At 51.9% G+C, this 17,269-nt stretch carries 21 protein-coding genes; 6 read left to right on the forward strand and 15 right to left on the reverse strand.

Annotation, left to right across the window (positions count from 1 at the left end):
* Positions 1-4 precede the first annotated feature (4 nt).
* The 13 genes from KNP82_RS04650 to KNP82_RS04710 all read right to left on the reverse strand — a co-directional run bounded on the left by KNP82_RS04650 (position 5) and on the right by KNP82_RS04710 (position 12,627).
* Positions 5-1,486, reverse strand: a complete 1,482-nt coding sequence (locus KNP82_RS04650) for a Na+/H+ antiporter subunit D (RefSeq protein WP_021066826.1) — start codon at positions 1,484-1,486, stop codon at positions 5-7.
* Positions 1,479-1,820, reverse strand: a complete 342-nt coding sequence (locus KNP82_RS04655; RefSeq protein ID WP_021066825.1) for a Na(+)/H(+) antiporter subunit C — start codon at positions 1,818-1,820, stop codon at positions 1,479-1,481. Before KNP82_RS04655 ends, KNP82_RS04650 begins: the two co-directional genes overlap by 8 nt.
* Complete coding sequence (locus tag KNP82_RS04660; RefSeq protein ID WP_214827195.1) at positions 1,820-2,257, reverse strand: Na(+)/H(+) antiporter subunit B; 438 nt, start codon at positions 2,255-2,257, stop codon at positions 1,820-1,822. The genes KNP82_RS04655 and KNP82_RS04660 overlap by 1 nt, the downstream gene beginning before the upstream one ends.
* Positions 2,241-4,670, reverse strand: coding sequence for a Na+/H+ antiporter subunit A (locus KNP82_RS04665; RefSeq protein ID WP_058763181.1), 2,430 nt, complete (start codon positions 4,668-4,670; stop codon positions 2,241-2,243). Before KNP82_RS04665 ends, KNP82_RS04660 begins: the two co-directional genes overlap by 17 nt.
* A gap of 372 nt (positions 4,671-5,042) precedes the next feature.
* Complete coding sequence (gene trxA / locus KNP82_RS04670; protein ID WP_214827203.1) at positions 5,043-5,357, reverse strand: thioredoxin; 315 nt, start codon at positions 5,355-5,357, stop codon at positions 5,043-5,045.
* A gap of 107 nt (positions 5,358-5,464) precedes the next feature.
* On the reverse strand, positions 5,465-6,430 hold the full coding sequence (locus tag KNP82_RS04675; protein WP_029595871.1) for an electron transfer flavoprotein subunit alpha/FixB family protein: 966 nt from the start codon (positions 6,428-6,430) through the stop codon (positions 5,465-5,467).
* A 13-nt stretch (positions 6,431-6,443) separates the two neighbouring features.
* A complete protein-coding gene (locus KNP82_RS04680) occupies positions 6,444-7,217 on the reverse strand; it encodes an electron transfer flavoprotein subunit beta/FixA family protein (RefSeq protein ID WP_021066820.1) in 774 nt (257 codons plus the stop codon).
* 80 nt (positions 7,218-7,297) lie between these two features.
* Positions 7,298-7,876: a fatty acid metabolism transcriptional regulator FadR gene (locus KNP82_RS04685; RefSeq protein WP_214827206.1), complete on the reverse strand. Its 579-nt coding sequence runs from the start codon at positions 7,874-7,876 to the stop codon at positions 7,298-7,300.
* 80 nt (positions 7,877-7,956) lie between these two features.
* Positions 7,957-9,630: an AMP-binding protein gene (locus tag KNP82_RS04690; protein ID WP_214713968.1), complete on the reverse strand. Its 1,674-nt coding sequence runs from the start codon at positions 9,628-9,630 to the stop codon at positions 7,957-7,959.
* 137 nt (positions 9,631-9,767) lie between these two features.
* On the reverse strand, positions 9,768-10,235 hold the full coding sequence (locus KNP82_RS04695) for a DUF4825 domain-containing protein (protein WP_058763177.1): 468 nt from the start codon (positions 10,233-10,235) through the stop codon (positions 9,768-9,770).
* Positions 10,236-10,246: 11 nt separating this feature from the next.
* Positions 10,247-11,380 carry an ABC transporter permease subunit gene (locus KNP82_RS04700; protein WP_214827209.1) on the reverse strand — a complete coding sequence of 378 codons (1,134 nt, stop codon included), beginning with the start codon at positions 11,378-11,380 and terminating at the stop codon, positions 10,247-10,249.
* Positions 11,370-12,251, reverse strand: a complete 882-nt coding sequence (locus KNP82_RS04705) for an ABC transporter ATP-binding protein (RefSeq protein ID WP_021066815.1) — start codon at positions 12,249-12,251, stop codon at positions 11,370-11,372. The genes KNP82_RS04700 and KNP82_RS04705 overlap by 11 nt, the downstream gene beginning before the upstream one ends.
* The gene (locus KNP82_RS04710; RefSeq protein WP_021066814.1) at positions 12,226-12,627 is read right to left on the reverse strand and encodes a GntR family transcriptional regulator; all 402 of its coding nucleotides are present in this window, start codon (positions 12,625-12,627) and stop codon (positions 12,226-12,228) included. Before KNP82_RS04710 ends, KNP82_RS04705 begins: the two co-directional genes overlap by 26 nt.
* Positions 12,628-12,806: 179 nt before the next feature.
* Here KNP82_RS04710 and KNP82_RS04715 point away from each other — a divergent pair, with 179 nt between their 5' ends.
* The 6 genes from KNP82_RS04715 (at position 12,807) to KNP82_RS04740 (ending at position 15,827) form a co-directional block, all read left to right on the forward strand.
* Positions 12,807-13,559, forward strand: coding sequence for a hypothetical protein (locus KNP82_RS04715; RefSeq protein ID WP_214827212.1), 753 nt, complete (start codon positions 12,807-12,809; stop codon positions 13,557-13,559).
* A 121-nt stretch (positions 13,560-13,680) separates the two neighbouring features.
* Positions 13,681-14,091: a MarR family winged helix-turn-helix transcriptional regulator gene (locus KNP82_RS04720; RefSeq protein WP_034776750.1), complete on the forward strand. Its 411-nt coding sequence runs from the start codon at positions 13,681-13,683 to the stop codon at positions 14,089-14,091.
* Positions 14,092-14,114: 23 nt separating this feature from the next.
* The gene (locus tag KNP82_RS04725) at positions 14,115-14,753 is read left to right on the forward strand and encodes a nitroreductase family protein (RefSeq protein WP_058763170.1); all 639 of its coding nucleotides are present in this window, start codon (positions 14,115-14,117) and stop codon (positions 14,751-14,753) included.
* 15 nt (positions 14,754-14,768) lie between these two features.
* Positions 14,769-15,062, forward strand: coding sequence for a putative quinol monooxygenase (locus KNP82_RS04730; RefSeq protein WP_214827215.1), 294 nt, complete (start codon positions 14,769-14,771; stop codon positions 15,060-15,062).
* A gap of 1 nt (position 15,063) precedes the next feature.
* Positions 15,064-15,420, forward strand: coding sequence for a DUF1304 domain-containing protein (locus tag KNP82_RS04735; RefSeq protein ID WP_214827217.1), 357 nt, complete (start codon positions 15,064-15,066; stop codon positions 15,418-15,420).
* Between the two features lie 77 nt (positions 15,421-15,497).
* Positions 15,498-15,827 (forward strand): CPCC family cysteine-rich protein, encoded by a 330-nt coding sequence (locus KNP82_RS04740; protein ID WP_214827218.1) that lies wholly within the window; start codon positions 15,498-15,500, stop codon positions 15,825-15,827.
* 70 nt (positions 15,828-15,897) lie between these two features.
* On the opposite strand, the gene istB is transcribed toward KNP82_RS04740, so the two are convergent.
* Together istB and KNP82_RS04750 are read right to left on the reverse strand one after the other, a co-directional pair.
* Positions 15,898-16,650 carry an IS21-like element helper ATPase IstB gene (istB, locus tag KNP82_RS04745; protein WP_214827220.1) on the reverse strand — a complete coding sequence of 251 codons (753 nt, stop codon included), beginning with the start codon at positions 16,648-16,650 and terminating at the stop codon, positions 15,898-15,900.
* The gene (locus tag KNP82_RS04750; RefSeq protein WP_214827222.1) at positions 16,647-17,171 is read right to left on the reverse strand and encodes a Mu transposase domain-containing protein; all 525 of its coding nucleotides are present in this window, start codon (positions 17,169-17,171) and stop codon (positions 16,647-16,649) included. The genes istB and KNP82_RS04750 overlap by 4 nt, the downstream gene beginning before the upstream one ends.
* Positions 17,172-17,269 lie beyond the last annotated feature (98 nt).

Genomic DNA, 17,269 nt, shown 5'->3' on the forward strand with positions numbered 1-17,269 from the left:
TAAATCACTCCTTAATCACGGCATCGATATAGATTTCGGGTTGCACGAGCGGTTCAATTGCCTGGGTAATGAACGGATGCATCGCCTCGGCGCCGAACCCGTAAGCCACGGCGACGGCGACGAGCAAGAACGTCGGCACGATGAGTTTCTTCATGTGCGGAACGAGCGGACCGTCGTAGGCACGTTTCTCTTCTCCCCAGAATCCGTACAAGAAGATTTTGATGACGGAGAAGAGGACGAACAAACTCGACAGCAAGATGAGGAGTGGCCCGAACAGGCTGCCCTCGGCGACCCCACCTTGAACGATTAACAGTTTCCCGAAGAATCCGCTAAGCGGCGGAATCCCGGCGAGCGACAAGGCGGCGATGAAGAACGTCCAGCCGAACAGCGGGAACCGGGTAATCAAGCCACCCATGTCGCGTAACTGACCAGACTTGGTGATGCCGATCATCATGCCGACGAGCATGAACAAGGCGGCCTTGATCAACATGTCATGAATCAAGTAGTAAAGCGCCCCTTCGAGCGACGTCTGCGTGTTGAGCGCAATCCCATAGAGAATCACGCCGACTGCGATCATGATGTTGTAGATGATGATCAATTTGACGTCATTATAGGCGATGGCGCCGATCATCCCGATGACGATCGTCAACACGGCGAGAATAATCAAGAAGTTCTGCGTGAACGACCCGACATCAAACAGGAGCGTGTATGTCCGCAAAATCGAGTATACCCCGACTTTCGTCAGAAGCGCCCCGAACATAGCAAGGATTGGCGTCGGTGCCACGACATACGAGCCCGGGAGCCAGTAGTGTAACGGTACGAGTGCCCCTTTTAAACCGAAGACAATCATGAACAATACCCCGATGACGACGAGAACAGATTGATTTTCGACGAGCGGAATCTTCTGCGCGAGGTCAGCCAAGCTGAGCGTGCCGACCGTTCCGTAAAGTAGCGCGACGGCCATGACGAACAACGCCGAGGCGATGACGTTCACGAGCAAGTACTTGATTGACTCGCGAAGTTGGACCCCTTTCCCGCCGAGGACGATCAACACGTATGACGAGATGAGGAACACTTCGAAGAAGACGAACAAGTTGAAGATATCGCCTGTCGTGAAGGCACCGTTCACCCCGACGAGGAGGAACAGCATCGCGACGTAGACGTAGTTCGATTCATACGCGTCCGAGAAGTAATGGGTCGCGAACCAGACGATGAAGAAGACGATCAACGTCGACGTGGCGACGAGCAATGCCGACAGCATGTCCGAGACGAGCGTGATCCCGAACGGTGCCGGCCAGTTTCCTAAGTTGACGGTCAAGATGCCGTCCTGTGACACGGTGAAGATTAGCAGCACCGTCACTGCGAACGTTACAAGTAAAGCCCCGAGTGCCACTCCGCGTTGCAGACGAATCTGCTTCGGCGCGAAGAGGAGGATGATGGCCGCAAGCGCCGGGATGACAATCGGAAAGATCGGTAAGTTAATCATTCGATTCCGTTCCTTTCATTTCCTCAATATTATCCGTATTTAGTTCTTGATAGGCCCGATACGCGAGCACTAGGAAGAACGCGGTCACCCCGAAGCTGATGACGATGGCCGTCAAGACGAGCGCTTGCGGGAGCGGATCGGTATATTCCGTCACCCCGTCGACGAGGACTGGTGCCGCTCCGGTTTTCAATCCGCCCATCGTCAAGACGAGTAAGTGGGCGGCGTGACTGAGCAGGCCGGTGCCGATGATGATGCGCAACAAACTCTTTGAGAGAATCATATAGACAGCGCTCATCGTCAAGACACCGATGATGATGCTAACGAAGATTTCCATTATTCACTCTCTCCAATCGTTTGAATGATCGTCATCGTCACACCGATGACCACAAGGTAAACACCAAGGTCGAAGGCAATCGCCGTGTGAAGCGTCTGTTCGCCTAAGAGCGGCAAGTCGAATTTATCGTACGCATGCGTCAGGAACGGACGGCCCCAGAAGATGCTGTGCAGCGACGTCAGTAACGCGATGGCGAGACCGAACGCCGTCATCTTGCGATAATCGAACGGTAGCACGTTGGCGAGCGTCTTCGAATCGAAAGCGAGCAACAACAACACGAGCGCCGCGGCCGTCATCAGACCACCGATGAAGCCTCCGCCCGGCGAGTAGTGCCCGGCGAAGAACAGGTTGATCGAGAACACGATGATGATGAAGAAGATGATCACCGCGGCCGTCTGTAAGATGACGTCATTGACTTGATCATTTTTTCGGTTCATGTTCACGCGCTCCTTTCGTACGTTCTGTCGTTCTGAATTTGATCATCGTGTAAATCCCCATGGCCGCGATGGCAAGAACGACGATCTCAAACAACGTATCAAAGCCCCGGAAGTCGACAAGGACGACGTTGACCATGTTTTTCCCGGCTGCCAAATCATAGACGTTTTCTTTATAGTACTCTGAGATTGACGACAGGGAACGGTTCGACAGCGCCATGAAGCTGAGGAGCGTGACCGTCACCCCGACGATAATCGAGACGATTGCATTCTCGATTTTGAATTTGACGCGCACTTCTTTCTTGCTGATCTCCGGCATATGGTAGAAGACGAGCAAGAACAAGGCGACCGATACCGTCTCGATGACGAGCTGCGTCAAGGCGAGGTCCGGTGCATTGAAGAAGACGAAGAACAACGCGACCGAATACCCGACGACACCGAGCAAGATAATCGACGGCAGACGCGAGCGCATGAACGTGATCGCGAGCGCCGCCAAGATGACGACGGCCCCAAGGACGTATTCATACGGCGCGACCGGTTCCATCTCGCCGAACGAGAAGTTGAACAAATCGAACCAATACATCGAGAACAACATCATGCCTGACAAGAACAAGAAGATGTAAACCAAGTACGAGCGGATGAAGCCCGTCATATAGTTATCTTTGAAGCGGTACGCCGCCTTGTTCGACCAGACGAGCGTCCCGTCGTACATTCCGTTCAACGTCAAACGATGAGGGATGCGGTTATAGACCCCCATCCACTTGTTGATCGTGTAGAACATGAGCGTCCCGAGCAAGATGACGCCAATCGTCATGAACAGCTCAGGTGTCAATCCGTGCCAGAAGTAAATATCGACTTTCACGTCCTGACCGCTCGCGACGAGCGTCGGATAAATCGATTCGACGGCCGGCTTGATGAGCGAGTTCGATAACACGTTCGGTACGAAACCGAGGACGACGACGAGGATGGCGAGAATCGCCGGCGGGATGAGCATCCCGATTGGTGCCTCGTGCGGCTGTTTCGGCAACTTGTCGAACTCGGCTTTGCCCATGAACGTTCGTGTGAAGATGATCAAACTGTAGATGAACGTGAACACACTCGCGATGAACGCGACGACCGGAATTAAGATGCCGATTGTATCGAGCGCGAAGAAGTCCATCGAGAACACTTTCGTTGTCGCCTTCAAGAACATCTCTTTACTGAGGAAGCCGTTGAACGGCGGTAACCCTGCCATCGACAATGAGCCGATGACGGCGATCGTGAACGTGATCGGCATGACGGTCATAAGACCGCCGAGTTTGCGGATGTCACGCGTCCCTGTCTCGTGGTCGACGATTCCGACCATCATGAACAGAGACCCTTTGAACGTCGCATGGTTAATCAAGTGGAAGATTGCCGCGATTGTCGCGACCATATAGATGTTGTCATCCATGCCGTCGTAATGAAGCGCCGCGGCACCGAGTCCGAGGAGCGACATGATGAGACCGAGCTGACTGACCGTCGAAAAGGCGAGAATCCCTTTCAAATCGGTCTGTTTGACCGCGTTGAACGAACCCCAGAACAAGGTGAACGTCCCGACTGCGGCGATTGTCCATAGCCAAATCGGTGACTCTTGGAACACCGGGCTCATCCGTGCGACGAGATATAGACCGGCCTTGACCATCGTCGCCGAGTGGAGGTAGGCACTGACCGGGGTCGGTGCTTCCATCGCGTCCGGCAACCAGATGTGGAACGGGAATTGCGCCGACTTCGTGAAGGCGCCGAGCAAGATGAGTATCATCGCCGCGATAAAGAACGGGCTGTCCGCAATCACCGCCTGATTGGCGACCATGTCGCGGATGCTGAACGAGCCGACGATCGACTCGAGAATCACGATCCCCCCGAGCATCGACAGACCACCGAACACGGTGATGAGCATCGATTTACGCGCCCCGTAGCGAGAGCGCTCTTTCTCGTACCAGTACCCGATCAATAGGAACGACGAAATCGACGTAAGTTCCCAGAACATGTACATGACGACCATGTTGTCCGAGAGGACGACACCGAGCATCGCGCCCATGAACAAGAGCAGATACACATAAAAATGACCGAGCGACTCTTTGTCTTTATTCAAGTAATAAATCGAATAAAGGACGACGAGCGCCCCAATCCCTGTAATCAGGAGGGCAAACAAAAGTCCGAGCCCGTCCACGTAGGCCGTGAAGTTGATGCCGAGCGATGGCATCCATTCGACCGTTTCCGTCACCACGTCTCCCGCGCTCGTGATTCCGATGAAGCGGAAGAAGTACACGAATAGGACGACCGGAACGATTAATACGAACCAACCCGTATGGATTCGTTTCAGCGCCCGGAACAAGAACGGGATGAACGGTGCCGCGAGAAGCGGCAATAAGATAGCTAAATGTAACACCGACAAGAAAATTCCTCCTTCGAACAGAGTCTTACAACGATGGCTTAATTATTAAGGTCATTTGACGCCATCACGTCTTCTTCATGAGTATAGCGTAAATTTTCAGTCTGTTTCCATGATAAAACCTTCGCGTATTTTGACGCCTCCCCGATTTCTCCCGAACTGTTAAATATGAAGGGAGTCGACAAAAAGCGACGAAAAAAAATTACAATCGCACTCTATATGTATGCGTTTTCAGGTGGTGATTTTTCCGAATTCTCGCCCTCAATCCGTACCGAACCTTAACCGTTGATATTCCATGCGAAACGACTAAACTCCTTCTTCCCTAACACGCCCAACAAAAAACAGCCGACCAGTTGCCCGGTCGGCTGTACGTGATTATTGTGCTGTTGCGATAAACTCTTTGAGTGCTTCTTTTGGTTGGAAGCCCATTGTTTTCGAAACAGGTTGTCCGTCTTTGAACATCATAAGTGTTGGGATACTTTGAATTTGGAAAGCGCCCGCTACTTCTGGGTTCTCGTCAACGTCGAGTTTAACGATTTGGACTTGGTCGCCCAGCTCTTGGTCAAGCTCTTCGAGTACCGGTGCGATCATGCGGCACGGTCCACACCAAGCTGCCCAGAAATCGACGAGGACGACGCCCTCTTTTACTTCTTGTTCAAATGTTTGAGTCGTTGCGTGTTTAATAGCCATTTGGTAAATACCTCCCCAGTAAGATGTGAGAGCCGAATGAATCACTCTCATGCATTTCATGTTCAGAGTATACCACGGAGGGTACGTTTCCCCAAACGTTCTGCATATCAGCTATTGACGAGGTGTTTGCGGAACTCTTCCGTCAAGAGTGGGACGACGTCGAACAAGTCGCCGACGATACCGTAATCGGCCACGCTGAAGATGTTCGCTTCCGGGTCTTTGTTGATGGCGACGATGACTTTGGCGTTGCTCATCCCAGCCAAGTGTTGAATCGCGCCCGAGATGCCGCAGGCGATATACAGGTCCGGCGTGACGACTTTCCCCGTCTGACCAATTTGAAGTGCGTAGTCGCAATAGTCGGCGTCACATGCTCCACGTGAAGCACCAACAGCACCGCCAAGCAGTTCAGCGAGTTCTTCGAGCGGCTTGAAGCCGTCTTCGCTCTTGACGCCACGGCCACCGGCGACGATGACTTTCGCTTCCGTCAAATCGACTTTCCCCGTCGCCTTGCGAACGACTTCTTTGACGATCATGGCGAGATCTTTCAGTTCAACGCTCGGTGTCTCGACCGTAGCGCTCACCCCGGCCGTACGCGGAAGTGCGTCGATGTTGTTCGGGCGGATCGTGAAGAACATGACCGAGTCTTTGAACTTCACTTTCTCGAACGCCTTCCCTGAATAAATCGGGCGGACGAACTCGGCGTCTTTGCCTGATCCTTCGATTGAGACGACGTCACTGATGAGACCTGCGTCAAGACGCGCCGCGAGTTTCGGGGCGATGTCTTTCCCGAGTGCCGTATGACCGAGCACGATCATGTCCGGTGACTCTTGGTCGATGACTTGGCGGAGCACTTGCCCATAACCGTCCGGCGTGTAGTGCTTGAGACGCTCGTCTTCGATGACGAGGACGCGACCCGCGCCGTACTCCCCGAGTTCCGTCGCGAGAGCTTTGACGTCATCCCCGATGACGACTGCCGTCACGTCGTCCGTCAATTGCTTCGCTGCAGCGATTGCTTCAAATGATACGTTCCGTAACGCGCCTTCACGCGCTTCTGCGAGTACTAAAGCTTTCATCTATGTGTCCCCCTTAAATGACTTTTGCTTCCGTGCGAAGTAATTGAACGAGCTCGCTCACTTGTGACGACGTATCCCCTTCAAGGATGCGCCCAGCTTTCTTCTCTTCTGGCAAGAAACGTTCGATCGTCTCGATTTTCGCTTCGATCTCGTCTTCATCGAGGTCGATGTCCGACAGTTCGAGTTCTTCGAGTGGCTTCTTCTTCGCCTTCATGATGCCTGGAAGGCTCGGGTAACGCGGTTCGTTCAATCCTTGCTGCGCTGTCACGAGGAGCGGGAGCGCCACTTCGATCACTTCAGTGTCCCCTTCGACGTCGCGTGTGACCGTCGCTGTCGTGCCGTCGATATCGAGTTTCGTGATCGTCGTCACGTAGTTCATGTCCAACAGTTCAGCGACACGTGGTGCGACTTGGCCGCTACCGCCGTCAATGGCGACGTTCCCGGCGAAGATGAGATCTGGCGCTTGCTCTTTCAAGTACGTGGCGAGCACTTTCGAAATCGTCACATGGTCTGCGTCCTCGACGTCATCCTCGATCGAGATGCGAACCGCTTTGTCCGCTCCCATCGCGAGCGCCGTTCGAAGTTCTTTGTCCGCGTCTTCTGGTCCGACCGTCACGACCGTGACTTCTCCCCCGAGATCGTCACGCTTACGGATGGCCTCTTCGACCGCATATTCGTCATACGGGTTGATGATGAACTCAGCGCCGTCTTCTTGAATTTCCCCATTCTCGAGCTGAATCGCTTCCTCTGTATCGAACGTACGCTTCAGCAATACAAAAATATTCATCGTAGTTCCCCCTTATAAGTTGTTCGCACCATCATTCATGAATCAGCGTTCATTTTTTGAGCTAGCGAGAGGGCTTACGGTTAAGCAAGCCCTTTTTTTAACATATGGTGTACTTTCGGTAGTGTCGACATCAAGTCATACTTGAAGCCGCTCGCCATCCAACTCGTGACCACTTCATCGATCGTGCCGAAAATCATCTGCCGAGCGAGTCGATAGTCGAGATCGCAATCGAATTCGCCGGTGTCGATCCCGTGTTGTACGACCGCATCGATTAAGTTCAAGTACGGTTTGAGCACTTCGCTAATCTTTTGACGGAGCGCCAAGTTCGACTGCCGGAGCTCGATTTGCGTCACGACGGCGAGGTCGTAATCGGCCGATAGTTGCTTCAAGTGCGACTCGATCAACTGATACAGTTTGTCGCCGGCCGTCGTCTCCCGCTCGATTTGTTGTTTCGAGTAGTCGATGAACAGGCCCATCTTCGTCTGGAACAATTCAATCAACAGATGTTCCTTGTTTTTGAAGTACAGATAAATCGTTCCGTCGGCGACGCCCGCCTCTTTGGCGATGGCCGTCACCTTTGCACCGTGATAGCCATGATCCGCAATCACTTTCACTGCCGCATCGATAATGCGGTCACTTTTTGATCCATTCTTTGTCATAAACACCCAAGCTCCTTACCGCTGCTTAAAAATGAATGATGGTTCATTCATTTATTATTCTATCATGTGACACGCTTGTGTCAACTGCTTTGTTTCACTTGTTTCGCCTTCTCTTCGTCGACGAGGACGCGACGTAAAATCTTACCGACGAACGTCTTCGGCAACTCTTCCCGGAACTCATACAGCTTCGGTACTTTATACGCTGCGAGCTTCTCGCGACAGTGCTTGTCGAGCTCTTCTTCCGTCACGCTGGCGCCGTCACGCGTCACGATGAACGCCTTGACCGTCTCACCGCGATACGGGTCCGGTACGCCGATACAGACCGCTTCCTTGACGGCCGGATGTTCGTATAGCACTTCTTCGATCTCACGCGGATAGACGTTGAAGCCTCCGGCGATAATCATGTCTTTCTTGCGGTCGACGATATAGAAGAACCCGTCCTCGCCCATATAGCCGAGGTCACCGGTCGCGAGCCATCCGTCCTTCAAGACGGCTGCCGTCTCTTCCGGCTTCTGCCAGTACCCTTTCATCACTTGCGGACCGTGCAGCATGATCTCCCCGATTTCACCGATATCAGCCAGCGTCTCTCCGTCTGCCTTTACAATTTTAGCAGAAGTGTCCGACAACGGCACCCCGATCGAGCCGACAATCCGTTTATCCCATAAGAAGTTCGCATGCGTGACCGGTGACGTCTCCGACAAGCCGTAGCCTTCGACGATGCGTCCGCCCGTGATACTCTCGAACTGCTCCTGTACTTCGACCGGCAGCGGGGCCGAGCCGGAGATACACGCCTCGATTGACGACAAGTCGTATTTCTTCAGTTTCGGGTCATTCAAGATGCCGACATACATCGTCGGGGCGCCCGGGAAGAAGTGTGGTTTCTTCTTATTGATTGTCTTCAAGACGTCGGTGACGTCGAAGCGTGGCACGAGGACAAGCTCATATCCGTTCGCCATCCCGAAGTTCAGGCAGCACGACATCCCGTAAATATGGAAGAACGGCACGACGCATAAGACGCGTTTCTCGTCGCCGCGATTATATCTATAGAAGAAGTTCGAAATCTGGTCGACGTTCGCCGTCAAGTTGAAGTGGGTCAACATGACGCCTTTTGGCAGACCTGTCGTCCCGCCCGTATACTGCAGCACCGCGACGTCTTCTTTCGGGTCGACCGCAACCGGCGTGATTGGATCGAACTGTTTATAGTCCTTGAACGCGACCGAACCTGTCGTATCGATGACGATATTGTTCTCGCGCTTCACTTTGATGGGATACAGCTTATTTTTCGGGAACGGCAGATAGTCGGCGATACTCGTCGTGATAATCGTTTTGACGTCCGTCTTCTGCTTCACACGAAGTGATTTTGGATACAGGAGGTCGAGCGTAACGATGATGCTCGCACCGGAGTCCGTGATCAAGTTCTCGAGCTCATGCTCCGTGTAGAGCGGATTCGTCTGGACGACCGTACCGCCGGCGTACAGGACCGCATAGAACGAAATGACGAATTGCGGACAGTTCGGGAGCATCAGACTGACACGGTCCCCTTTTTGCAGCCCTTTCGATTGAAGCATCGTCGCCAACCGTTTCGCCGCATCGTCGACTTCAGCGAACGTCAACTCTTTGCCGATGAAGGAGATGGCGGTCTTGTTCGGGAAATCGGTCGCGGCTCGGGATAGCGCATCATAGAGCGGCTTCACCTCATAGTCAATCGTTTTTGGCATGTCAGCTGGATAATCTTGCAACCACGGTTTGTTCATCGCTTTTCCTCCTTGGAATGAATAGTCATTCAGTTAACTCTATTATAATGCCGAGAAAACGCTTTCATCTACCCTTTACCCGATAATTTTCAGAAAATATCGAAAAAACGTGTGCGGATGAAAGTTTCCGCACACGTTCAGATTCTCTTGAAATAGGCTTCCGTCTGTTCTTCGTTGCTGATTTTCTCGTCCAAGCGGTCTTTCAACTCTTTTTCCCACTTAATCGTCGAGAAGTCGATGTCGAGCCACGCCTCCATCTCCGGGCGTGAGAATGCGTACGTCCGGTTCGGGAAAGCGAAGCGAACGATTTCCGCGTTTTGGACGAGCGTGAAATACGTCGCCGCGTTGCGAATCGCCAACCGCTCTTGCTCAATGCGCTCGATTTCCGGGTCGCTGTAGCGCACCGTCAAGCCGTACGGCCGTTTCGACGTCTGTAGCTCGATCGACTTGTAGCAGTCATGCATCGGCAACGTCTGGGCGATGCCCGAGACGGCGCTGTTGTCCCCGACGTATGAATCTTTGTATTGGAAGGCGTTCGGTCGATGGGTATCCCCGCATCCCGCGAGCATGACGAGCAAGACGACGAGCAGACTGAGCCGTTTCATGAGAATCCTCCTTACGATTTTAGTTTCAAGTTAAAGCGGTAAAGCAACCGTTTCGCGAGCAAGTGGGCGATGAAGCCGCCAATTAGGAAGCCGACGATGTATAGTGCAAAACCTGACTGCATCGAGAATGCTGAGAGAATGATTCCTCCTAACATGGCGAAACAGAGAACCATGATGATGTGGATCAACCATAGCCAATTCGAGAACATAAAAAATCGTCCGTTGTTTTCTTGCGGTGCTCGGTTGAACATCCAAATGCCGAGCCCGAATGACAATGCGATGAAAGCTAGTGCGCTCCATGGCGCAATTGCTAAGAATTTTTGCCATTCAGCTTGGTTAGTAAAGTATTGATACATGTCTACGTTTGCCAAGTTCGAGAATGGCGATAAAACACGTAAGAACGTACTCTGGAATAAATCGTCGAAGAATGCATACCTCGAATCATACTGTTGCGAAAACGCATAGACGGATCCTTGCACGAGCGCAGTCAAACCAATTGGGAAGATTAACGCAATGAACGTCCAAATCACTTGAGAAATCGATTCTCCTCCGAACGATCCCATCCATAGAGCAGCTGAGAAGAAAGAGATACCACTAAGCATCATAAGAACGACGAGCGCGATGACTCGATTCGTGCTTCCTTCCATTAAAAACGCGTAGTCCGAGAAGCGAATCATCATTATCATGAGCGTACCACCGAGCACAGACGATACAATAATTCCTACCGTTCCAATTAACCATTTCGATATGTAAAGCTGATTCCTTGTGAACGGGAGAGACATCGTGAAATCGGACATTTGACTGTTCCGTTCTGCTCCAATCAAGACGGATGCCATGAGAGCACCAAAAATAACGAATAAAAACAATACCCCACCCATCGGTATGAGCGATTGTAAGTCACCAATCCAATAGCCTGTTCCATTATTTTCATTAAAAAAGTCTTGGACGGACAAATCAGACGAATCCCCATCGATCCAATCGGCATATTCATCTGGATTTTCTTGAATGTTACGAAGTTCCTGGTCAAAGTATTGCATTTGTGACCAAACTGGTACCGTGAACGCAATCACTCCGAGAAAAACCAGCAACATCCACAAAATCGAGACTTGTTTCCAATCTTTCTTTAATAGGACTTTAAAAGACACTTGCCTCACCTCCTAATTGGACCCGGAAGATGTCTTCGAGCGACATCGGGATTTCTTCGACGAGCATCGGGTCGTGCGCATCGACGAACGTATCGAGCTCTTTCGTCCGTTCTTTCGCCATGAACAAGGCGACGCGTCCGGTCACATTGATGATTTCGATGTCCTTGCGCTCGAGCAGTTCGACCGGTACTTGGTCGTTGAAGACGACTTGCAGTTTGACGCTCGTCTCGCGCGCCTCCTCGAGCGACATGATCGCCTTGACGCGGCCCTTCTCGATCATGATGATGCGGTCGGCGATTCGTTCGAGCTCATGTAACTGGTGACTCGAGACGATGATGGAACAGTTACGTGCCTCGACTTGGGCGATCATCAGCTTCAAAACGTCCGACTTGGCGACGACGTCGAGTCCGTCCGTCGGTTCATCGAGCAGATAATATTTCGCTTGGACGGCGAACGCGAGCGAGAGCGTCACCATCGCCTTCTGCCCTTTCGAGAGCTGGCGAATCTTCTTGTTGTCGATGTTATAGCGAGTGAGCGTCTCTCTGAAAATCGATCGGTTGAACGATGGGTAAATCGATTCGTAGAGCGCTGCCGCCTCGTTAATCGTATAATGTTTGAGGGCGTCGGCCGAATCCGGGACAAAGATGACGTCACGCTTCAACTCCGCCTTCTCAAAGATGCTCGACGGTCCGTAACGGACATCACCTTTATCCGGTCGAATGATACCGACCATCGTCCGGAGCAACGTCGTTTTGCCGGCCCCGTTCCGTCCGACGAGCGCGATGATTTCACCGGAGTCGACCGTGAAGTCGATATCTTCTAACACTTGCTGGCGATCGATCGTCTTACTCAGTTGCTGTACTGTCAGCATGGTTCTCCCCTACTTTCTTATACTCTGTCTCAAATAGCGTCAGCGCTTCGGTGAGCTCAATATTGGCATAATGGCAATCGATGGCGAGTTTCTTGATTGCTTCAAGGATCGGCGCGCGCGGCGAGTCTTGGTCAATCCAGTCCTCGGACACGAACGTCCCGCGTCCGCGATGCATCTCGAGCAAGCCGAGCCGTTCGAGTTCCTGATACGCCTTGCTGACCGTGTTCGGATTGATGACGAGGTCGGTCGCGAGTTCACGCACCGACATGACTTTATCCCCTGGACGTAAAATGCCACGGATGACGAGCGCTTTCGTCTGGTTAACGATTTGTTCATACAGCGGTTCCGCGCTCTTCATATCAATTTTATATAACATGGGTCACACCCTTTCTTGTGTACGTAACTTAAGTGTATTATATGTATTAGTACACGTAAAGATATTAGTTCTTCAAGGGCACTTTCAGTTTACAGGTATTTGGTAATAAATTGAATACGACTTTGGACTGAGGTAGGACACTTCCATTTCAGGTACATTGGTAGAGAGGTGAATCAAAAATGAGAAAACGATGGTTAGTCGCGACCGCTGTCGCCGTGACCGCGCTTGGCACGACATGGTCGACGTATGCAAAACAAGATGAGGAAGAACGATACGCATCCTATATTGAAGATACATATGGAGAGGACGTCGAGGTCACGCTCAAGCGTGACTGGAAGATGGGCGGCTATGCGGCCGAGTTCACGCTGACTGATCCGATACTCGAAGGTGACTACTGGGCCGAGACGTATCGGTCTGATCAAACAATCCATGACAACGTGCTCGAACATGTCTGGCAACAAGAGGCCGAAGACACGTTCAAGGAGCGACTCGAGCAACTCGACTTGTTGACGGAGGCAGAGACGGTTCGCGCGAGTGTGCCGACCGGTGTGGATGAAGGGGTTGCGACGACCGTACGCCCTACCCCGACGTCCGTCTTCGACGTCGAGTCGAAAGAGTTCTTGGACGTGTCGGTCATGTTCCATGAGGACTGGGCCAATACCGATTCGCAGAAACAACGGATGCTCGACGTGATTCGTGCTTTGGAGGACGACGTCTACTCGATTCACTTCTCGTTCGACGGGACACCGTATGAGGATGACGACTTCACCGAGCGGTATTTGAACGTCGCCCGCGATTCCTTACCGAGAGAACCGGCGATGCATGAAATTCAGACGATTGAGGACTTGAATCGACACGATCGACTGTATGGTTTCGACGAGACGACGTTCATCCATGACTACCACTTCGATGGCACCAAATATGAAGACTGATCACCATTCGCAAAAGCGGATGTTTTTTTTGTGAGCATTCTCCTTTACAGCACGTCGTGAATGTTTTACATTTGACGAGTCAACAATTGACTTATCAAATGAGAGGGGTGAGACACCACAGATGGAATTACGAGATATCAGCCGACTGCTGTACCAAATCAAACTGGCGGACCAACGCGTCGCGACCTCGTTCGAGAAAGAGACGGGCTTCAGCCTGACCCGCTACGAGATGCTCATGATTGTGCATGACAAGGGCGTCTGTTCGCAAAGCGAGATTCAGCAGGCGATGAAAATCGACAATGCGGCCATCACCCGCCATTTGAAGATTCTTGAAGAAAAAGGCTACGTCCGTCGGGAACGGAACACCGCGAACCATCGTGAAGTGTTCGTCCATTTGACCGACGAAGCCAAGCATGACTTGACGAGTTGTGAACAAGACCACGACCGCGGCAAACACTTAATCACGAAAGTGCTGTCCGAGTCAGAGATCAATCAGCTGTCGAGTCTGCTGCAAAAGCTTAACCAACTATAACAAGAGAGAAAGAGGTAATATCCATGGCAACTACATTCGAAAACAACACATTCACTGACGTGATGCTCGGTCGTAAATCGATCCGCGTCTACGACGAGAACGTTAAAATCTCACAACTTGAAATGCTTCAAATGATCGAGGAAGCGACAACGGCCCCTTCTTCAGTCAATATGCAACCGTGGCGCTTCGTCGTCGTCGAGAGCCCTGAGGCGAAAGAAACGCTCAAGCCGCTCATCCGCTTCAACGTCCGTCAAAACGACACGTCGGCTGCGATGGTCCTCATCTTCGGCGACATGGAATGCTACGAGCTCGGTGAAGAGATTTATGACCAAGCTGTCGCAGAAGGCAAAATGCCACAAGAAGTACGCGACCAACAGCTCGGCGCCATCCTTCCGTACTACAAGAACTTGTCGACACAAGAGATGAACGACATCGTCAAAATCGACTCGAGTCTCGCTGCGATGCAATTCATGCTCGTCGCTCGTGCTCACGGTTACGACACGAACCCAATCGGTGGTTTCGAGAAAGACCAACTCGCGGAAGCGTTCGGTTTAGATAAAGACCGTTACGTGCCGGTCATGATCCTCTCGGTCGGTAAAGCTGCAGAAGAAGGCTACCAATCGGTACGTCTCGACGCTGAAAAAATCACATCATTCAAATAATCGGAGGATACCCACATGATCTTAATCAATGCTATTTTCGACGTGAAAGAAACGGAATTTGAAAACTTCTTGGCGGACATCAACAAGCTCATCGACTCGTCGAAACAAGAAGCCGGTTGCTTGAGTTATGAACTGTTCCAATCGACGACTTCAGAGAACCGTTTCGTCATGATTGAGAACTGGGCCGACCAAGCGGCCGTCGAGCAACACAACCAAAACCCGGACCTCATCGCGTTCGCCCAAAACGTAGGCAACTACGTGTCGGCGAAACCGGTGCTCCATGTGACGGAAGTCGCGACGGCCAACTAACATGTCCGGGCTCACCCTCGTACTCGGAACGCTCGTCGCCATCGAGTTCTTTTACATCATGTATTTGGAGACGTTCGCCACTCGTTCGAAAGCGACGGCGCGTGTCTTCAACATGACGGAGCAAGAGCTCGCGCGTGACTCCGTATCGGTGCTGTTCAAGAATCAAGGCGTCTATAACGGATTAATCGGCGTCGGCTTGCTGTACGGGCTGTTCGTCAGCCAGTCAATCGAGATCGTCACGATGCTCCTCATCTATATCGTGCTCGTCGCGTTGTACGGCAGTATGACGAGCAATAAAAAAATCATCCTCACACAAGGCGGATTGGCGATCTTGACGCTATTGTCCATGTTGTGGTGAGCTGAAAGCGGTCGACCTCGTGTCGGCCGTTTTTTTGTACGCGGCGTGCGGTATACTGAAAAGTGAGGTGATATTCGATGACATACACATGTCCTTGTTGCGGCTATCAAACACTTAACGAAGACCCACCCGGCACGTATGACATTTGCGGTATCTGTTTCTGGGAAGACGACGGAGTCCAGTTCAATGACCCGGACTATGAAGGTGGCGCTAACACAATGTCGCTCCGACAAGCGCAACAGAACTACATTCATTTTGGCGCATGCGATCGAGGTTCGCTCAAATTTGTTCGGACTCCGAACGAACACGACATCAAAGACCCAAAGTGGCGACCGTTAACAAATGAGTATTGCGGATACAGAGAGCCACTAGTGCGGACTTGTGAGCCACCGAATGCGGACGACTGAGCCACCAAATGCGGATACTGAGCCAGTCAATATGAAGAAAAAGGCCATCGACTCATCGATGGCCAAGATCTTAGCTTATTCCTAGCCCATGGCGTTCCCTCATTGAGGTTTCGCCATCGACCAGGATTTTATAGGAGTCGTGTACGATCCTGTCGAGAATTGCGTCCGCGATTTGGGCCTGTCCTAGCTTCGAATGCCATCCCTCGGGTGCGAATTGGGAACAGAAGATGGTCGAGGAACGCTTCAGCCGTGCCTCAACGATTTCCAACAGATGCATCACATGCTCCTGTGGGAGCTCGGTGAGGAGCCATTCGTCAAGGATCAGGAGGTCGATCGTCCGATACTTGTGGATTAGCTTCCTGAAGCTGCCGTCCGCCTCGTATTTCGCCACCGCGAGCTCGTCCAATAGTTCAGGCAGCCGGATATACTTCACCTTGTGGAATTGGCGACAGGCCTGGACGGCCAAAGCGTTCGCCAACCATGTTTTTCCGTTGCCTGATGCCCCCATCAGGATGACGTTATGATGATTCTTGATGTAGTTGCCCGAGGCGAGCTCTAGGATCAGTTTTTTGTCCAACCTCCGGTCCGGATGGTATTCAATATGTTCGATTGACGCGGACGGGTCGGACAAAGTCGCCTGCTTGATGAGCCGATCGAGCTTGTTCGACCGGCGTCTCGAGTATTCCTGGTCGACCAACAGGTTGAAACGATCATCAAAATCCAACTCGGCGTACTCTTTCATCTCATGCTGTAATTCATATTGCTCTGCCATCCCGGTCATTTTCATCTCGGTCAACTTTCTTAACGTCTCCTGGTTGATCATGTTCTATCGCCTCCGAAATATTTTGCTCCACGCGTGAATCCGTGGTCTTCTTTTGATTGACTCGGTCGTTCGGTGACGACCGAAGCTCGTGCCGCCTTTTTCTTTTGCCGGTCCAAGATGCCTTTATAGACGCTGATGGTAGGCTGCGACGCGACCTCGAGTAAGCTCTTGGCGGCCGCCTCCATCTGATCGTTCGAATGTTTCTTGTTCAGGTTCCGAATGACCGCCAGGAAGCCAAGCGCCTTTTTCTCCACGTTGTTCTCAAGAATATACGTCACGAACTGCTCCATGTTGGTACCTACGGTACGTGCCCATGCCCGGTTGTTCTCCGGGTTGTGGTCGAGATAGAGGCGATGGTTGTCGGGCATATGGTCGGTGTTCGTCGCGTACTGCCCGATTGCGCCCTTCAGGCGCGTGTGGGAGGCGATTCTGACGTCCTTGAAATAGACCTCGATTAAGTTCGCCGTCAGGCGCACATCGACGTCTTCGCGGGTATAATCATAAGGGACGGAATAAAACATGCGTTCAACTGTGAACGCTAAAATAAAATTGACAGTTTTTGCTCGATACGATTTTACACTATTGCCGAAAAATCAGAACAGAACTCCGATAGAGTAGT

The sequence above is a fragment of the Exiguobacterium sp. s26 genome, from assembly GCF_018618235.1.
GTDB classification, from domain to species: Bacteria; Bacillota; Bacilli; order Exiguobacteriales; family Exiguobacteriaceae; genus Exiguobacterium; species Exiguobacterium chiriqhucha.

Bases quoted from the DNA above. Each gene is read 5' to 3' on its own strand.
- KNP82_RS04680 (WP_021066820.1), bottom strand. From the start codon at position 7,217: ATGAATATTTTTGTATTGCTGAAGCGTACGTTCGATACAGAGGAAGCG.
- KNP82_RS04650 (WP_021066826.1), bottom strand. From the start codon at position 1,486: ATGATTAACTTACCGATCTTTCCGATTGTCATCCCGGCGCTTGCGGCC.
- KNP82_RS04740 (WP_214827218.1), top strand. From the start codon at position 15,498: ATGACATACACATGTCCTTGTTGCGGCTATCAAACACTTAACGAAGAC.
- KNP82_RS04690 (WP_214713968.1), bottom strand. From the start codon at position 9,630: ATGAACAAACCGTGGTTGCAAGATTATCCAGCTGACATGCCAAAAACG.
- istB (WP_214827220.1), bottom strand. From the start codon at position 16,650: ATGATCAACCAGGAGACGTTAAGAAAGTTGACCGAGATGAAAATGACC.
- KNP82_RS04655 (WP_021066825.1), bottom strand. From the start codon at position 1,820: ATGGAAATCTTCGTTAGCATCATCATCGGTGTCTTGACGATGAGCGCT.
- KNP82_RS04685 (WP_214827206.1), bottom strand. From the start codon at position 7,876: ATGACAAAGAATGGATCAAAAAGTGACCGCATTATCGATGCGGCAGTG.
- KNP82_RS04675 (WP_029595871.1), bottom strand. From the start codon at position 6,430: ATGAAAGCTTTAGTACTCGCAGAAGCGCGTGAAGGCGCGTTACGGAAC.
- KNP82_RS04705 (WP_021066815.1), bottom strand. From the start codon at position 12,251: ATGCTGACAGTACAGCAACTGAGTAAGACGATCGATCGCCAGCAAGTG.
- KNP82_RS04710 (WP_021066814.1), bottom strand. From the start codon at position 12,627: ATGTTATATAAAATTGATATGAAGAGCGCGGAACCGCTGTATGAACAA.
- KNP82_RS04735 (WP_214827217.1), top strand. From the start codon at position 15,064: ATGTCCGGGCTCACCCTCGTACTCGGAACGCTCGTCGCCATCGAGTTC.
- KNP82_RS04660 (WP_214827195.1), bottom strand. From the start codon at position 2,257: ATGAACCGAAAAAATGATCAAGTCAATGACGTCATCTTACAGACGGCC.
- KNP82_RS04695 (WP_058763177.1), bottom strand. From the start codon at position 10,235: ATGAAACGGCTCAGTCTGCTCGTCGTCTTGCTCGTCATGCTCGCGGGA.
- KNP82_RS04715 (WP_214827212.1), top strand. From the start codon at position 12,807: ATGAGAAAACGATGGTTAGTCGCGACCGCTGTCGCCGTGACCGCGCTT.
- KNP82_RS04750 (WP_214827222.1), bottom strand. From the start codon at position 17,171: ATGTTTTATTCCGTCCCTTATGATTATACCCGCGAAGACGTCGATGTG.
- KNP82_RS04730 (WP_214827215.1), top strand. From the start codon at position 14,769: ATGATCTTAATCAATGCTATTTTCGACGTGAAAGAAACGGAATTTGAA.
- KNP82_RS04720 (WP_034776750.1), top strand. From the start codon at position 13,681: ATGGAATTACGAGATATCAGCCGACTGCTGTACCAAATCAAACTGGCG.
- KNP82_RS04725 (WP_058763170.1), top strand. From the start codon at position 14,115: ATGGCAACTACATTCGAAAACAACACATTCACTGACGTGATGCTCGGT.
- trxA (WP_214827203.1), bottom strand. From the start codon at position 5,357: ATGGCTATTAAACACGCAACGACTCAAACATTTGAACAAGAAGTAAAA.